The organism is Burkholderia metallica (assembly GCF_001718555.1).
GTDB lineage: Bacteria > Pseudomonadota > Gammaproteobacteria > Burkholderiales > Burkholderiaceae > Burkholderia > Burkholderia metallica.
Genome location: NZ_CP013402.1, coordinates 398,588 through 414,400, shown reverse-complemented (window position 1 = coordinate 414,400; position 15,813 = coordinate 398,588). Strand labels below are relative to the sequence as shown.

Here is a 15,813-nt window from a genome sequence, read left to right as displayed (position 1 = left end):
GAGCGCCGCTCGCTGTCCGGTCAACGCGGCACGGCCGCGAGCGCTTCACCCAGCCACGCACGCGCGATGCAATGCTGTTCGAGCCCGGCCACGCCCGGGCGCGTCTCGAACAGGCTGCCCGCGAGCGGCCCGCGCAGCAACCCGTCGGCGCTCACGTTGACCGACGCGGACGTCACGAACAGCGTCGCGCGATCGGCACCGCCGAACGCGACGCTGGTCGGCCGCTGCACCGGCATCTCGACGACCCGGTCGAGCGTGCCGTCCGGCGCGTAGCGATGCAGCCGCCAGCCGTCCCAGATCGCCGACCACACGCCGCCCTGCGCATCGACCGCGAGCCCGTCGGGCACGCCGCGCGCGTCGCCGAACGTCGCGAACGGCCGCGCGTTCGACAACCGCCCCGCGGCGACGTCGAAGTCGTACGCGATGATCGTGCGGCGGCCGGAATCCGTCACGTACATCGTCGCGCCGTCGGGGCTCCAGTCCATCCCGTTCGCGCAGGCGAAGCCGGCCACCGCGACGCGCGAGGCATGCGCATGCTCGAAGCAATGCAGATCGCCGGGGCCGTCGCCGTCGTCGGCCATCGTGCCGACCCAGAAGCGGCCCCGCGCGTCGACCGCGCCGTCGTTGTAGCGCAGCGACGGCCGCGCATGCGCGGCGTCGGCCAGCCGTTCGAGCGTACCGTGCGCGGCATCGAACAGGTGCAGGCCGCTTTTCAGCGCGACGAGCAGCCGGCCGTCGTCGACACTCGCGACGCAACCGGCCAGCTCCGGCAGCAACCAGAAGCCCGTCTGCCCGTGGCCGGGCGTGTAGCGGTAGAGCGCGGTGCGCTTGATGTCGATCCAGTAGAGCGACGCCGAGCGTTCGCACCAGAGCGGGCCTTCACCCAGGATCGCGTTCGCGCCCTGTACCAGTTTTACTGTCGTCATCGAAGTTCTGTCTTATGCATGCGTTCGGCCGCCCCCGGTGCGGCGGGCGGAACCTGCCGGCCGGATTCAGAGCGCGCGGCCCGCGTCGTCGAAAAAGTGCGCGTGCCGCATGTCGACACGCACGCCGACCGGCTGCCCGGCCGCGACCGCATACGCGTCGCGGTTCTGCCGCACCGACAGCGGCCGATCGTGGCCTGCGAGCTCGACATAGACGATCGTCGCGTCGCCCAGATGCTCGGCGTGCGTGACACGGCCGTCGAGCCCCGTGCCGGGCGCGCCGACCGCGAGATTCTCCGGCCGGATGCCGAGCTGCAGCGAGCCCGACGGCCATGCGCGCGCGGCATCCGGCGCGACCGCGAGCGAGCCGCCCGGCACGTCGAAGCGCGGGGCGTCGACGCCGCCGTGCGCGCGGCACGGCAGGAAGTTCATCGACGGCGAGCCGAGGAACGACGCGACGAAGTGGTTCGCCGGCTGCTCGTACAGCGCGAGCGGCGAGCCGACCTGTTCGATGCGCCCGCCGTTGAACACCGCGATCCGGTCGCCGAGCGTCATCGCCTCGACCTGGTCGTGCGTCACGTAGATCATCGTGCTGCCGAGCTCGCGATGCAGCCGTGCGAGTTCGAGCCGCATCCCGCCGCGCAACGCCGCGTCGAGGTTCGACAGCGGTTCGTCGAACAGAAACACGCCCGGCTTGCGCACGATCGCGCGACCGATCGCGACGCGCTGCCGCTGGCCGCCGGACAGCGCCTTCGGCTTGCGCTCGAGCAGCGCGGACAGTCGCAGCGCTTCGGCCGCCTGCCCGACGCGCGTGCGCGTCTCGGCCGCGTCGACACCCGCGAGCTTCAGCCCGAACGCCATGTTCTCGAACACCGTCATGTGCGGATAGAGCGCATAGTTCTGGAACACCATCGCGAGCCCGCGCTTCGCGGCCGGCACGTCGTTGACGCGGCGCCCGTCGATCAGCAGGTCGCCCGACGTGATCTCCTCGAGCCCCGCGAGCATCCGCAACATCGTCGACTTGCCGCAGCCCGACGGGCCGACGAACACCATGAATTCGCCGTCCTCGATGTCGAGGCTGACGTCCTTGATCACATCCGCGCCGTCGTCATAACGCTTGCGGATCTGCTTGAGCGACACACTTGCCATGATTGCGTTTCTCCTCGTCCGTTGTTGCCGCTCACCATTCGGCGACCGAGCCGTCCTCGCGACGCCACACCGGGTTGCGCCAGCGGTGCCCGGTTGCGGCGGCCTCCCTCACCTTGTCCTCGTCGATCTCGACGCCGAGCCCCGGCGCATCCGGGCGCGCGACGTAACCCGCGTCGAACGCAAACGGAATGCCGCGCGTGTACGCATACATCGCGTTGTCGTCGTGATAGGCCACATTGGTCGACTGCTCCTGGATGAACGCGTTCGGCGTGCAGAAATCGATCTGCAGCGACGCCGCGAGCGTCAGGGGCCCCAGCGGGCAATGCGGCGCGACCGCGACGTCGTACGCTTCGGCCATCGCCGCGATCTTGCGCAGCTCCCAGATGCCGCCCGTGTGACTCACGTCGGGCTGCACGATGTCGACGACGCCCTCCTGCAGTAATTCCTTGAACTGCCAGCGCGTGAACAGCCGTTCGCCGGTCGCGAGCGGCACCGCGCAGTCGCGCGCGACTTCGCGCAGCGCGTCGTTGTGCTCGGGCAGCAGCAATTCCTCGTAGAACATCGGATCGAACGGCGCGAGCGCTTTCGCGAGCGCCTTCGCAACCGGGCGGCGCACGCGGCCGTGAAAGTCGATGCCGAGCCCCACGTCCTTGCCGATCGCATCGCGCACCGTGCCGAAACGCGCGACCGCGCGATCGATTGCCGCCGGCGATTCGATCCAGTCGGTTGCGTTGACCACGCCCATCTTCAGCGCGGTATAGCCGGCCTCGACGAGCTGCCGCGCGTTCGCGGCCATCTCGTCGGGCGTGTCGCCCTTCACGTGCGCATAGACGCGCGCCTTGTCGCGCACCGGCCCGCCGAGCAGGTCGTAGACGCACACGCCGAGCGCGCGCGCCTTGATGTCCCACAGCGCCTGCTCGATGCCCGAGATCGCGCTCGTCAGGATCGGGCCGCCGCGATAGAAGCCGCCGCGATACATCACCTGGAACAGATCCTCGATGTGGCGCGGATCGCGGCCGATCAGGTAGTCGGCGAGTTCGTGCACGGCGGCGGCCGTGGTGGCCGCGCGCCCTTCGACGATCGGTTCGCCCCAGCCGGCGAGGCCCTCGTCGGTGCTGACCTTCACGAACTGCCAGCGCGGCGCGACCGCGAATGTTTCGATTTCGGTGATCTTCATGAGGAGGAACGGGTGCGGTTGAACAGCAATGCCGACATGCCGTTGTCGGCGACGAGATCCGCGCCGGCGATGCCGATCGCCGCGTCCGACAGCAGGAACGCGGCAATCCGGCCGATATCCGCCGGCTCGTTGATGCGCTGCGCCGGATGCAGCGCGCGGTATGCGTCGAGCAGCGCGGGATCGCGCTCGAGCGCCGCGCCGATCGGCGCGTTCAGCGTGAAGCCGGGGCTCAGCGTGTTCACGCGGATGCGCTGCGGCGCGAGGCTCGTCGCCATCGCACGCGACATCGCGACGATGCCGCCCTTGGTCGCCGCATACATCTCGAAGCCCGGCACGCTCGCGCCCGCGTGATTCGACGCGATGTTGACGATCGCGCCGCCGCCCGCGCGCGCGATGCGCGGCGCCGCGAGCTGCGCGCACTGGAACATCGCGCGCAGGTTGGTGCGGTACAGGCGGTCGCAGTCGTCGAGCGAGAATGTGTCGAACGGGCCGTGCAGCGTAATGCCCGCATTGTTCACGAGCCCGTCGAGCCGGCCGTGACGTGCATCGACGCGGTCGAACAGCGCAGCCACGCTCGCGGGATCGGCGACGTCCGTTTCGACGAACAGCGCGTCCCGCCTGCCGAGCCGTTCGCGCACCGCATCGGCGCGCGCGGCGTTCTTCTCCGCGACCACGACCTGCGCGCCGCATTGCGTGAGGACTTCGACGACGCCGAGGCCGATGCCATCGCCGCCGCCGGTGACGACGACCACGCGGCCGTCGAGCGATTCGAATGGATTCATGGTGTCACCCCTTGACCGCGCCGGCCGTGATGCCCGCGACGATCCTGCGCTGGAGAATGAAGAACAGCACGAGCAGCGGCAGCGTGCCCATCACGGCGGCCGGGAACAGCTTGGTCGGATCGATGTCGTTGGTGCCGATGAAGCGGAACACCGCGACCGTGATCGTGAATTTCGACGAGTCGGTCAGGAACAGCAGCGGATAGACGAGGTCGTTCCACACCGACAGCGTGACGAACATCGCGAGCGTGCCGGTGATCGGCCGCAACAGCGGCAGCACGATGTACCAGTACACCTGCAGCTGGCTGCAGCCGTCCATCACCGCGGCTTCCTCGAGTTCGAGCGGAATCCGCTTCAGGAAGCTCGTGTAGAAGAACACGCCGAGCGGCAGGCTCTGCACCGTGTACGCGAGCACGACGCCGAGGTACGTGTTGAGCAGGTGCAGGTCGCGGAACAGCACGTAGAGCGGCGTCAGGCTGACGAACATCGGGATCGTCAGACCGAGCGTCAGCACGATGTAGACCGCGTTCGACAGCCTGCCCTTCACGCGCGCCAGCGGATAGGCCGCGAGCGACGACAGCATGGCGACGAGGAACGTGACCGCAAGCGTGATGCCGATCGTGTTCGCGACGCTGCGCCAGTAGTTCATCTGCGTGAACACGGCCGCGTAGTTGCCGAAGAACACGTGATCGGGCAGCCCGAGCGGGCGCGCGATGATGTCGTCGCCGGTGCGCAGCGACATCAGCACCATGTAGATCGTCGGCAGCAGCACGATCGCGACGATCGCGATTGCGGCAACGAGCCGCGCGAAGCCCGGTACGCGGCGCAGCAGCGCGCCCGCGCGCAGCCCGCCGCCCGACGTGCCGGCGGACGGATGGTCCGCGTGAAAGCGTTGACGGATGACGTTCACAGGTTGTCCTCCCGGCGGCGCAGGATCGTGTTCTGGGTGGTCGCGACCACCACGACGATCGCGAGCATGATCATCGACAGCGCGCTCGCGAAGCCGAACTTGTAGTCGTTGAACAGGCTGTGGAAGATCTGCAGCCCGAGCGTGGTCGTCGCGCCGTCGGGGCCGCCGTTGGTCAGCACGAGCGGCAGCTCGAAGGTCTTCAGCGTGCCGATCGTGCTCAGCGTGATGTTCACGGTGAACGCCGGCGCGAGCAGCGGCAGGTCGATGCGGGTGAAGCGCACCCATGCGTTCGCGCCGTCGAGCTTCGCGGCATCGTGCAGTTCGGACGGAATGTTCAGGTAGCCGGCCAGGAAGATCGCGGTCGAATAGCCGACGTACATCCACACGTGCACGGCCGTGACGGCCGGCAACGTGACCGACGGATCGCCGAGCCATACCTGCTGCAGCGCGTCGAGACGCACGAGATGCAGCAGTTCGTTGATGCCGCCGCCGAGCGGCGAGTACAGGTACTCCCACACGAAGCCGGCGATCACCGCCGAGAACATGCTCGGCACCAGCAGCCCGACCCGCAGCGCGCCGCGCAGCCGCGGCAGCGAGAACAGCAAGGCCGCGAACAGCAGCCCGAGCCCGTTCTGCACGATCACGACGATCGCCGCATACGCGAACGTGACGACGAGCGTATGCAGGCTCGCGGGATCGCGAAACGCCGCCGCGTAGTTCGCGAGCCCGATCCAGTGCGCATCGCCCACGCCGGAAAAATCCGTCAGGCTCATGCGCGCTGCCTTGAACAGCGGATACAGGCTCAGCAACGCATACAGCGCGAGCGCCGGCACGGCGCACCACAGCAAGGTCCGGTTGCGCTTCATCGGGCACCTCCTTCGTCGAACCGCACCGCGCGCAATCGCGCGGCGCGGGAAATGTCAGCGGATACGCGGTTCATCGTGCGGCCGCATCCCACCGCGCGAGCAGCTTCGCCGGGTCCTGCCCGATGTCGAGGAAATACGCGGACATCGAATTCCAGATCGCCGTGAACAGCGTTCCGGTCCACACGCCCTTCGGATACAGCACGACATGCCCGTTCTTCTGCGCGACCGAATACGGCTGCGCCTGCGGCGGCATCGCGTCGGCACCGCCCTCGAACGGGCTGAACCCGGCTTCCGCGTCGAGGAACTGGCGGTCGTTGTCGGGGCGTGCCCAGAACGCGAGCCATTTCTTCGCCGCGTCGGCCTGATGCGACGCCGCGTTGATCGCCCACGCGGTGCCGAGCATGTCGAGCGCGACGGGCCCGTTGCCGGGCACGAGCGCCGGCAGCGGCGCGAACTGGAACGCCAGCCCCTTCGTCGCGCTGAACTTCGCGATGTTCCACGCACCCTGCGGCATCATCGCGACGCGACCGGCCTGGAACTCGGTCAACCCCGTGCTCCATGCGCTCACGCCATCGTTCAGGCGCGGCGCGAAGCACTTCGCGTCGGCGAGCACTTTCAGCGCGGCCATCGACTGCCTGAACGCCGGATCGGCCGCGAAACGCGCGCTGCCCGCGCCGACGAACGATTCGGCGCGAGCATCGGCGTCGCCGCCGCCGACCGCGAGCCCCGACGCGATCACGAGCGCCGCGGGTGCCCAGCCTTCCTTCGCGGGCAGCAACATCGGCGTGATGCCGGCCGCCGCCAGCTTCCCGCACGCGGCTTTCAGCTGGTCGACGTCGGTCGGCACCGACGCGACGCCCGCGCGCTTGAGCAGGTCGAGGTTCGCGAACAGGCCGATGCCGACCAGCTCCATCGGCAGCATGTAGGTCTTGCCGCCGACCTGCGCATGCGCGCGCACGCCGCGCCAGATCGTCGGCACCCACTTCTCGCCGCTCAGGTCCAGCAACTGATGCGCGCCCTGCCACTGCCGCATCAGCTCGCGGTCGACCATCAGCACGTCGGGCCCGTTGCCGCCCTGCAGCCGCGACGACACGACCGTCGTCGTGTCGTTACGCGACATGTACTCGAACTTGACCTTGATGTCGGGGTTTTCCTTCTCGAACTTTGCGATCAGCACCGCCATGTTGGCGGGCTCGGCGCCGCCGCCCTTCCAGCCCGTCACGTCGAGCGTGACCGGCGCGGCGCACACCTGCGCCGCCAACACTGAAAGGACTGCGAAAGTTGCCGCCCGAAGCCTGTTGAACATCTGCTGTCTCCACGTCGTTGTTGAGTCGTTGCGCTCGGCCAGTGGCATGCGGCACGCAAGGCGGCCGCGATCCGTCGCGCTGGAAGCCCGCGCGTCCCCGTCGTCCGATTTATTTGGGAAAGCGCTTTCCCTATTGTGTCGCACAACGTGCCCGGCTTGCAAGCGCGGACATGAAGCGATCGTCTAGGGGATATCCCGAGGCGTACGGGATGGCGCGCCCGAGGTTCGCCGGTACGCGACCGGACGACGATGGAAGGTTCGTTCCGGTATCCGGATCGAAGGAATCGTTGTTTTAGGGAAAAACGCGTGTCTATCCAGATTTACGGAAAATTCGCGAAGACGATGATGGTGCGCAAGCGCCCAGGCTGCCGCTTCCACCCTCGACGGACACAGAACAGCCGTCCCGCCGAAGCGCGCTATCATCGCATGTGCGACTTTCGTCCGGCCCCTTTTTGCGGGCTCCACTTCCAACTCGCTCAACCGACATGACAACGACTACCGAACGCGTGGACGGCGCCGCCCAGCATCTCGTCGCCGCCCGCCATGCCGGCTCGCCCGGCCCGCTGCTGCCCGATGCGCTGCGTCCCGAGAACGTGGAGGACGCGCTCGCGATCCAGCAGCGCGTGATCGACCTGCTCGGCGAACCCGTCGGCGGCTGGAAATGCGCGCTGCCGCCGCCCGACCGCGTGATCCTCGCGCCGATCTTCGCGTCGACGATCCGCGAGGCCGATGCGCCGTACCGCGTCGTCGGCGGCCCGATCGTGCGGATCGAACCGGAAATCGCGTTCGTGCTCGACCGCGACCTGCCCGCGCGCGAACGGCCGTACGACGACCGGGCCGTACGCGACGCGATCCGCGAAGTGCGCATCGTGCTCGAAGTGCTCGGCTGTCGCTATGCGGAACCCACGCGCGCATCGAAGTTCGAGCTGCTGGCCGACGGGCAATTCAACCAGGGGCTGTGTGTCGGCCCGGTCGTACCCGACGGGCTGAACGTGCCGCTCGAGACGCTGGCGCTGTCGTTCGAAGGCGCGCTGAACCGCACGATCGACGGCCGCCATCCGGACGGCGATCCGCTCAAGCCGCTGGTGTGGCTCGTCAATTTCCTCGCGTCGCGCGGCGATCCGGTGCGTGCCGGGCAGATCGTGACGACCGGCTCGTACGCGGGCGCGATCGAGGTGCCGCTCGGCGATGCGCTGACGGTCCGCTTCGGCGAACTTGGGAGCCTGTCGGTGACGTTGACGGCGTGACGGGCGCGGTGCGCGGGCATCGCCGAGCAGGTCGGGTTGCTGATCGCTGAGCACTGATCACAGCGTGACGCGCCCGCGTCGGCTGCCCGCGAGACGCGAACCTGACCATCGAGACGTTGACCAAGGACATTGCGCCCGACTGATGCCGCAGGCCTAGGCATCCGCCCCTTCGCAACGACATGCGCGGCCCCGCCCGTGCCGGCGTGATACCGTTGTACATCGTCGCTCGCTCCGGCCCGCCCCGCCGCGCCCGCGCACCGCATTCACGCCGATCCCGAACATGTCGCTGACACCGCTTCCCGCCTTGCTCGACGAAACCCTGCGCACCGTCGCACGCCGCTACCGGCTGCCGCCGCTCGACCGCGCGCTGTCGCCGGCCGACGCCGCGAACCCGGCCGCCACGCTGGCGATCGTGATCGAGGAAGCGCGCCGGACGCGCAGCGACGGGCAGACACCCGGCGCGGCACTGCGGCAGCGCTTCATCGACGCGCTCGCACGGATGATCCGCGATGCGATGGATCCGCACGGCGGCGACCCCGCCTTCCAGGCCGCGGTGCTGCGACACGATGCGCCGAGCGTGCGCGAATACGCGTCGTTGACCGCGCACGCCGAACAGGACCGCCGCGCGCTGCATTCGGCCGTCAACGCGATCGCGCACCCGGCCAAGCTCGAGCGCAGCGCCCGCCCGTGGCAACGCGACGGGCTCGCGCGGCTGCATGCGGCCGCCACCGCCGCGTCGTGGGCCGACCTGCACGACACGCTGCGGCAGTTGCTCGCGCTGCCCGACATGGCGAGCGACGCCGCATTCGAGCAGGACATCATCAAGTTGAAAGACAGCCCCGCGCTCGCACGCATGCTGCGCGTCGACGCGCTGGCCGCGGACGAGCACGTGCGCCGCTATCGCGCGCTCTGGGTTCGCCACGGTCCGCTAGAAGGCAGCACGGTCGCCGTCGCGCAGGGCGTCGCGTCGCAGCGGCGCGGCGCCGCCGTCGAAGCGCTGGCCGCGCACGCGCTCGACGCGCTGGGCCGCCGGCTCGACGCCGTCGACGCGCGCCGCACGTACCGGGTGGTGACGTCGATGCGCGTGCCGTCGTCGATACCGGGCCGGCACGATCGCGCGAAAACCGAATGGGACGCGGTCCTGCTCGAACGCCCGCGCGACGACGACCCGGCACCCGCATGGAACGTGCGCTTCCTCGTCGAAGCGAAGGCGTCCGCGGATGCCGCGACGACCGATCTGCCGCGGCTGCTGCGCGGCCTGACCCTGCTCGCGCAGGCCGACCCGGATACGATCTATGCGTTCGAGACGCACCAGGGCACGGTACGCGTGCACGGCGCGTCGCTGCGCGCGCTGACGACCGACGACGCCACGCTGCCCCGGGAAGTGCTCTATTGCTGCGACGCGTCCGCGGACGCGACGCCGCGCCTGCTGGGCGCCGCGAGCCGGATGCAGTTGCTGTCGGCGCAAGCCAGCCTCGCATACGCGAGCGCGCTCGCGCAGCGGCCGGATGCCGACCCGGACGGCCTGGGCGTCGTCTGGCACGCGCTGCTGACGCTGCCTCAATGGCATGCCGTGCTGCATCAGTACCCGTCGTTGCGGCAGGTTCGCGAATTGATGGTGGCGATCGACGACTTGCGGGCCGCGATCGACGATGTCGATGATGGCGGCGTGGCGAGCAGCGTCTACGCGTGACGCACGAAACGGGGCCGCCGCATGGCAGCCGCAACGCGCTGCCCGCCCACTCAGTTGGTTAGCACGCCGAACGGCAGCGTCCACCCTGCCAGCCGGCCGCCATCCGCCCACCGATCGTCGGCCGCATCGCAGGGCAGCAGCACCGGCGCGGTCGCGCATTCGAGCGTTTCCTTCGGCGTATGGCCGAACTCCGCCTTGAACAGCCGGTGGAAATACTTCTCGTCGGGAAAGCCGTGCGCCCATGCGATCTCCGCGATGCGCCGATGCCGGCGCTGCGGGTCGCCCAGCACGTGGTACGCGTGACGCAGCCGCCGGCGCGTGATCTGCCGCATCACGCCGCCGTCTTCCTTGAACAGTTGATAGAGCCGCGCTCTCGACACGCCGATATCGCGGCAGATCCGGTCGGGATCGAGATCGGGTTCCAGCAGGTGCACGTCGATGTAGCGTCGCACCCGTTCGGCCAGCGCCCCGTCGATCGGGCCGCATGCGTCGTGCAGCGCCTGCGTGGTCGGGGACACGGCCGCGCTCAACAGCAGCAGCATCGATTGCACGATGCCGGGGATCTCGTGCGTGCGCAGCTTCGACAGATTGCGGAACAGCGACAGCATGTGGTCGCCGACCAGCCGCCCCACGCCGCTCGTCAGCGTCTGGCCGTGCGCCCGCGCCGCATGGCTCGGCAACAGGTATCTGGGCACGACGAGGCTGATCACGTCGCCGGCCTCGACCCTGCAGTCGTTGACCTGCGCGACGTCGTAGACGAACAGTTCGCCGGCGCCCTTGACCAATTCGGGCCCGCCGATATGGCTGGCCACCCGCCCGCCGAGCAGCAGCGTGAAGCGGATCGAATCCTGGCCGTCGAGCCGGATCCGCCGCGTGGTCCGATTGACCCGATAGACCGGCGCGCGCGATCGCCAGTGCCGGCCCGACAGGATCAGCGGGCCGAGCGCCGCGCCGCTCGCTTCCGCGTCGAACGGGCCGTGACCGCCGTCATCGTCGAGGCGGTAATCGCACAGCATGTCCTTGACCCAGACGTGGAACCGGTCCGGCTCCGGGTAATCGATGGTGCGAAACTTGAAAACGGGGACGAATTCCGCTTGATCCATGACAGTATTTTTATCGAGCCGACACGAGAGGATAGATCGGTTCGTCGATTATCGGACCAAATTGCGCCGGCGCAAGGCCGGCGCGGCGGATCGTCCCGCAGGCGGTCGCCCGGCGCGCCGCGACGGGCGCCGTCGTTGCCGCGGCCATCAGCGCTGCGGATGGCATTCCCAGTTGTTGTACGTCGGCCGATCGATCGGCGTGAGCCCCGGAATCATGAACACCGTGCAGCCGAAACGCCGCCCCTTGCCGGTCGTCGCGTCGTAACTCACCTTCTGGCCGCCGAGGCCGTCCTTCTTCCCGTACTGCACGTTGGCGATCGTGATCTCGTCCGACGACGCGAGCCCGAGCGTCTTCGCGGTCGACGTCTGCACGTCGACCATGTTCATCTGCGTCGACCCGCACGCGGACAACAGGAGGCCGGCGAGCGCCGCGCCCAGCGCGGTCCGTCCGGTGCAATGCAAGGTTTTCTTCATGGTCTGATTTCTCCTTCGACTTCCCGATGCCGGCCGGTTACGAACCCGGCGTATAAAAACTGGACTGGATCTGGCTGCCGATATTCGTGACATACGATTGCCAGACGAGCGCCATCGCTCCCGCCGCATTGACGGCCAGCGCCGGCCACGACCCGCTCTGCGGATCCAGCGTCGCCGTGCTCCACGCCCCCTTCCGATAGCTGGCCGCGAAGACGACCGTCGCGTTCGGCGTGCCCGTGTCCTCCCATGCGACCGACACGTTGCCGGCCGGATCGATCACGAGCGGCGGGTACTGGAGCGCCGCGCCGTTCAGGTGTTCCGTCAGCTTCTGCAGCGGGCCCCAGTTTCCGCCGGCGTCCGATACGCTCGCCTGCAGGACGGCGCCGCCCTCCGCCCACATCGCGGCGGCCACGCCGTTTTCGTTGACGGTCAGCATCGGCGTCGCGATGAACCCGGTGGGCACCGCGATCGCCGGGGCGACGGGCTGCGCGGGCTGCCATCCGGTGCCGGAGACATAGCGCTGCGACATCGTGCTGGTGTAGAGCTTGCCGCCCGTCACGTCGAGTTGCCCCCAGACCAGCGTGATGTTGCCCTTCGCATCCATGCCGGCCGTCGGCGAGACGATCGTCGTGAACAGGCTCGAATTCGACACCGCCTGATTGACGTTGGCCCAGCCGTTGGTCGCGTCGTACGTGGCCGTCCACAGCGCCGACTTCGTATGGTTGGTCTGCCGCCACGCGAGCACGGCCCGGCCCGACGACAGGACCGAGATCATCGGCCTCACGTTGTCGGTGTCGCCGGTCACGGCGTCGGGGCCGGTCTGCACCGGCATCTGGATCAGTGCCGTCGGCGACCACTGTCCGGCCTGCGTATAGCGCGACCACGCGATGCGCGTATCGAGCAGGCTGATCGACTGCGTCCACGCGACGAGCGCGTTGCCCTGACTGTCCATGCCGGCCGTATAGGACGAGCCGGCCATGTCCGGCGCCAGCGAGACCGGCGTGCCCCACCCGGTGCCCGGGCTGTACGGGCGCGCCCACAGCGCATAGGTGTTGGGGCCCGGCGTCCATTCGGTCCAGAACGCGACCGCCTGCCCGCTCGCGTTGCCGACCAGTTGCGGCTGCACCCCGGTCAGCGAATTCATCGCATGCGAACCGTCGCTCGTGTCGAGCCGCGTCGCGCTTCCCCAGCCGGAGCCCGCCACATAGCGCGCGCCCCACATTTCGTTGCCGGTCGTGCCGGCCGTGCCGTTGGTCATCCAGGTGGCGAGCGCATTGCCGCTCGCGTCGAGTGTCACGCTGGGCTCGCCTTCCGGTCCCTTGCCGTCCACGGCCGCCGCCTTCGACCAGCCGGCCTGCGGCTGCGTGGTTCCGCCGTCCGTCGGTCCGCCATTCGAACCGCCGTTCGAACCGCCGGGCGAGGTCGGACCGGAAGGTGAACCGGGCTTGTCCGGCGACGTCGACGACGCGCCGCCGTTCGTGGCGACGTCGTCGCCGCCGCATGCGGACAGCGCGAGCGCCGCTGCCATGACCATCCATGCAATGGGTTTCATCGGAATCCTCTTTTTGTCGTTCTCCGGCTTACTCTCGTCAGCCGTTCGCCGACACGCTGCATCGCGCCGGCCAGTCGATTGATAAGCAATGCTATTGAACAGGCATGAAAACCGGCGTTCGTTCCCGTCATGCCCGATTCCGTCGTGCGAATCGATGCGAACGCCGCTTTCTGCAGACCGCCCCCGTCGGGCAGCGCGGACACGACGTGTCATCTATCGCCGGATGTCCGTCGCTGCCGGCTGCATCTTAATTCAGGGCGTCCGGATTCAAGGTGGCGTTGCGTCTACAGTGAGTGGACTTCCGTTTCGCCCGCCCGCATCTGCGGAAACCGGCGCCTGGCCTGCGCGCGCTCGCGGCCGAATCACCCCGAGTGGCCGGTGCGGTACGATACGCGCCGGGGCGAAACGCCTCGCCTGAGAGACCCGGCCGCTGCGGCCTCACACCCGGGACAAGAAAAAATGCCCAACACCCCATTGCTGCACCGACACCTGTTCGCCGCGCTGGCGGCCGGCCTGTTCTGGATTCCGGCCGCCCATGCCAGCGGGGACGACGGCTGCTATGCGCCCCCCACGCTCCGGCAAACCGCCTACTCGTGCGCGAACGTGCCGATGCTCAGCCCCGCCAACGACACCCGCATCAACGCGATGCTGATGATGGTCGACAGCGCCAAGGTCGCGCAGACGTTTCCGGACCCGAAGACGATCCCGGCGAAAGACCGGATCAACCAGATCGTCGTGCCGTTCCCGATGGACTTCTCCGGATGGATCGACATCGGGCAGAAAGCGCCCGACAAGAGCGGCGACGCCGCGGATGCCGACACGGCGTCGAACCGGTACGCCGACGGCGAAGGCAGCATCTGCCGCAGCATGCGCGCGGGCGCCGACGCATTCAACGACGCACTGGGCAGCGCCGGCGGCCTCCCCGCCGATGAAGCCGCACGGCTGCGCACCGCGCGCGCCGACATCGCCCAGAAGACCTGTGCCGCGGGCGGCGCGAGCGCGGCCTGGGCAAAGCCGCCGGTCAAGTCGCCGCTCGGCCAGCAGTTCGCCGCCTACCTCGACGGCACGAACGCGTTCTACCGCGCCGACTTCCTGGGCGCGACCCGCGCGTTCGCGAGCGCGTCGCACAGCGCGAACCCGTGGCTGAAGGAAACCGGGCTCTACATGGCCGGGCGCGCGCAACTGAACGCGGCGCAGGCCAACGCGTTCGACAACGACAGCCCCGTGCCGTCGCGCGAGCGCGTGACGAAGGTGTCGCTCGACGCCGCGAATACGGTCTTTCGCACCTACCTGAAGATCTATCCGCAGGGACGCTATGCGACCTCCGCGACGGGGCTGCTGCGGCGTGTCGCGTGGCTCGGCGGGAACGTCACGCAGCAGGCCGACCTGTACGGCCACGCGCTTGCGCGCTGGTCGCCGGCGACGTCGAACGTGCCGCTGATCCAGCTCGCGAACGAACTCGACAGCAAGCTGCTGTTCGGCGCGGAATTCGATGCGCGCCAGATCCAGTCGCCGACCGTGCTCGCGACCGTCGACCTGCTGCGCATGCGCACGTCGGACAGCAGCGATTCGAGCCGCGCCAAGCCGCTGACGCTGGACGACCTGCAGGCGCAGAAGCCGCGCTTCGCGAACGCGCCCGCGCTCCATGACTACCTGCTCGCGACCTGGTACGTGCAGGTCGGCCGCAAGCCGGACGCCGCGCTCGCGTTGCTGCCGCAGGCACCCGCCGAGCCGCTCGACTACTTCGGCCTGAGCCAGCAGGCACTGCGCGGGTTCGCGCTGGAAGACAGCGGGCAGACCGACAAGGCGCGTCAGCTGTGGCGCGACCTGATCCCGCTCGCGACGTTCCGCTTCCAGCGCGAAGCGCTGGAACTCGCGCTCGCGATCAACCTGGAGCAAGCCGGGCTCGTCAACGACGCGTTCGCCGACGATTCGCCGGTGCAGAACGCCGCGATCCGCGCCGTGCTGCTGCAACGCTCGGCCAGTGCGGACCTGCTGCGCGCGCAGGCGCAAAACCAGGCGAGCGGCGGCGCGCTGCGCGACACCGCGCTGTACACGCTGCTGTACAAGGAACTCACGCGTTCGCACTACGCCGAATTCATCGCCGATGCCACGCTGGTGACCGGCACGCCGGCCGATCCGCTGAAGCCGTTCGTCGCGGCGGGCGCCAAAAACGAAGACGGCTATGTGTGCCCGTCCGCGCACGACATCGCCGCGACGCTCCAGCAGAATCCCGCCGATGCGAAGGGGCTGAACTGTCTCGCCGATTTCGTGCGCCTACACCCGCCCGCGTCGGGCCTCGAAGGCGATCCGGTGCCACCGTGGATGCGCTATGCGTCGAAGACCTCCGCCACCCGCATCCCGCCGACGCTCGGCGCGGCGCCGTCGCAGTTCGCGGGCAAGCCGTACGAGCGGATGTCGAGCTACGTGACGGTGATGGCCGATGCGCAGGCGAACCCGAACGACCGTGCGTACGCGTATTACCGTGCGATCAAGTGCTATGCGCCGGCCGGCTACAACGAATGCGGCGGCACGGACGTGCCGAAGAACGCGCGCAAGCGCTGGTTCGATGCGCTGAAGGCCAGCTACCCGGGCAGCCCGTGGGCGCAGAAGCTGCGCTACTACTGGTAAGCG

General features: G+C 68.9%; 13 protein-coding genes. 3 read left to right on the top strand and 10 right to left on the bottom strand.

Annotated elements, in window-relative coordinates:
- Positions 1 to 20: 20 nt before the first annotated feature.
- The 7 genes from WJ16_RS17770 to WJ16_RS17740 all read right to left on the bottom strand — a co-directional run bounded on the left by WJ16_RS17770 (position 21) and on the right by WJ16_RS17740 (position 7,110).
- The gene (locus WJ16_RS17770) at positions 21 to 926 is read right to left on the bottom strand and encodes an SMP-30/gluconolactonase/LRE family protein (protein WP_069258382.1); all 906 of its coding nucleotides are present in this window, start codon (positions 924 to 926) and stop codon (positions 21 to 23) included.
- Between the two features lie 66 nt (positions 927 to 992).
- On the bottom strand, positions 993 to 2,072 hold the full coding sequence (locus WJ16_RS17765) for an ABC transporter ATP-binding protein (RefSeq protein WP_069258381.1): 1,080 nt from the start codon (positions 2,070 to 2,072) through the stop codon (positions 993 to 995).
- 31 nt (positions 2,073 to 2,103) lie between these two features.
- Positions 2,104 to 3,249, bottom strand: coding sequence for a galactonate dehydratase (dgoD, locus tag WJ16_RS17760; RefSeq protein ID WP_069258380.1), 1,146 nt, complete (start codon positions 3,247 to 3,249; stop codon positions 2,104 to 2,106).
- Positions 3,246 to 4,031, bottom strand: a complete 786-nt coding sequence (locus WJ16_RS17755; RefSeq protein ID WP_069258379.1) for an SDR family NAD(P)-dependent oxidoreductase — start codon at positions 4,029 to 4,031, stop codon at positions 3,246 to 3,248. The genes dgoD and WJ16_RS17755 overlap by 4 nt, the downstream gene beginning before the upstream one ends.
- A gap of 4 nt (positions 4,032 to 4,035) precedes the next feature.
- Positions 4,036 to 4,938 (bottom strand): carbohydrate ABC transporter permease, encoded by a 903-nt coding sequence (locus WJ16_RS17750; protein ID WP_069258378.1) that lies wholly within the window; start codon positions 4,936 to 4,938, stop codon positions 4,036 to 4,038.
- Positions 4,935 to 5,804: a carbohydrate ABC transporter permease gene (locus tag WJ16_RS17745; protein ID WP_069258377.1), complete on the bottom strand. Its 870-nt coding sequence runs from the start codon at positions 5,802 to 5,804 to the stop codon at positions 4,935 to 4,937. Before WJ16_RS17745 ends, WJ16_RS17750 begins: the two co-directional genes overlap by 4 nt.
- 70 nt (positions 5,805 to 5,874) lie before the next feature.
- Complete coding sequence (locus WJ16_RS17740) at positions 5,875 to 7,110, bottom strand: ABC transporter substrate-binding protein (protein ID WP_167375383.1); 1,236 nt, start codon at positions 7,108 to 7,110, stop codon at positions 5,875 to 5,877.
- A gap of 485 nt (positions 7,111 to 7,595) precedes the next feature.
- On the opposite strand from WJ16_RS17740, the gene WJ16_RS17735 reads away from it, so the two are divergent.
- Together WJ16_RS17735 and WJ16_RS17730 are read left to right on the top strand one after the other, a co-directional pair.
- A complete protein-coding gene (locus WJ16_RS17735) occupies positions 7,596 to 8,357 on the top strand; it encodes a 2-keto-4-pentenoate hydratase (RefSeq protein WP_069258375.1) in 762 nt (253 codons plus the stop codon).
- 280 nt (positions 8,358 to 8,637) lie between these two features.
- Positions 8,638 to 10,050: a 3-deoxy-D-arabino-heptulosonate 7-phosphate synthase gene (locus tag WJ16_RS17730; RefSeq protein ID WP_069258374.1), complete on the top strand. Its 1,413-nt coding sequence runs from the start codon at positions 8,638 to 8,640 to the stop codon at positions 10,048 to 10,050.
- Positions 10,051 to 10,100: 50 nt separating this feature from the next.
- Here the strand turns inward: WJ16_RS17730 and WJ16_RS17725 are convergent, their stop codons facing one another.
- The 3 genes from WJ16_RS17725 to WJ16_RS17715 form a co-directional block, all read right to left on the bottom strand.
- The gene (locus WJ16_RS17725; protein ID WP_069258373.1) at positions 10,101 to 11,153 is read right to left on the bottom strand and encodes an AraC family transcriptional regulator; all 1,053 of its coding nucleotides are present in this window, start codon (positions 11,151 to 11,153) and stop codon (positions 10,101 to 10,103) included.
- A gap of 147 nt (positions 11,154 to 11,300) precedes the next feature.
- A complete protein-coding gene (locus WJ16_RS17720) occupies positions 11,301 to 11,627 on the bottom strand; it encodes a hypothetical protein (protein WP_069258372.1) in 327 nt (108 codons plus the stop codon).
- 37 nt (positions 11,628 to 11,664) lie between these two features.
- Positions 11,665 to 13,179: a hypothetical protein gene (locus WJ16_RS17715; RefSeq protein ID WP_069258371.1), complete on the bottom strand. Its 1,515-nt coding sequence runs from the start codon at positions 13,177 to 13,179 to the stop codon at positions 11,665 to 11,667.
- Between the two features lie 459 nt (positions 13,180 to 13,638).
- On the opposite strand from WJ16_RS17715, the gene WJ16_RS17710 reads away from it, so the two are divergent.
- Positions 13,639 to 15,810, top strand: a complete 2,172-nt coding sequence (locus WJ16_RS17710; RefSeq protein ID WP_069258370.1) for a PA5441 family protein — start codon at positions 13,639 to 13,641, stop codon at positions 15,808 to 15,810.
- Positions 15,811 to 15,813 lie beyond the last annotated feature (3 nt).

Bases quoted from the DNA above. Each gene is read 5' to 3' on its own strand.
- WJ16_RS17725 (WP_069258373.1), bottom strand. From the start codon at position 11,153: ATGGATCAAGCGGAATTCGTCCCCGTTTTCAAGTTTCGCACCATCGAT.
- WJ16_RS17745 (WP_069258377.1), bottom strand. From the start codon at position 5,804: ATGAAGCGCAACCGGACCTTGCTGTGGTGCGCCGTGCCGGCGCTCGCG.
- WJ16_RS17720 (WP_069258372.1), bottom strand. From the start codon at position 11,627: ATGAAGAAAACCTTGCATTGCACCGGACGGACCGCGCTGGGCGCGGCG.
- WJ16_RS17755 (WP_069258379.1), bottom strand. From the start codon at position 4,031: ATGAATCCATTCGAATCGCTCGACGGCCGCGTGGTCGTCGTCACCGGC.
- dgoD (WP_069258380.1), bottom strand. From the start codon at position 3,249: ATGAAGATCACCGAAATCGAAACATTCGCGGTCGCGCCGCGCTGGCAG.
- WJ16_RS17770 (WP_069258382.1), bottom strand. From the start codon at position 926: ATGACGACAGTAAAACTGGTACAGGGCGCGAACGCGATCCTGGGTGAA.
- WJ16_RS17715 (WP_069258371.1), bottom strand. From the start codon at position 13,179: ATGAAACCCATTGCATGGATGGTCATGGCAGCGGCGCTCGCGCTGTCC.
- WJ16_RS17765 (WP_069258381.1), bottom strand. From the start codon at position 2,072: ATGGCAAGTGTGTCGCTCAAGCAGATCCGCAAGCGTTATGACGACGGC.
- WJ16_RS17710 (WP_069258370.1), top strand. From the start codon at position 13,639: ATGCCCAACACCCCATTGCTGCACCGACACCTGTTCGCCGCGCTGGCG.
- WJ16_RS17730 (WP_069258374.1), top strand. From the start codon at position 8,638: ATGTCGCTGACACCGCTTCCCGCCTTGCTCGACGAAACCCTGCGCACC.
- WJ16_RS17735 (WP_069258375.1), top strand. From the start codon at position 7,596: ATGACAACGACTACCGAACGCGTGGACGGCGCCGCCCAGCATCTCGTC.
- WJ16_RS17740 (WP_167375383.1), bottom strand. From the start codon at position 7,110: ATGTTCAACAGGCTTCGGGCGGCAACTTTCGCAGTCCTTTCAGTGTTG.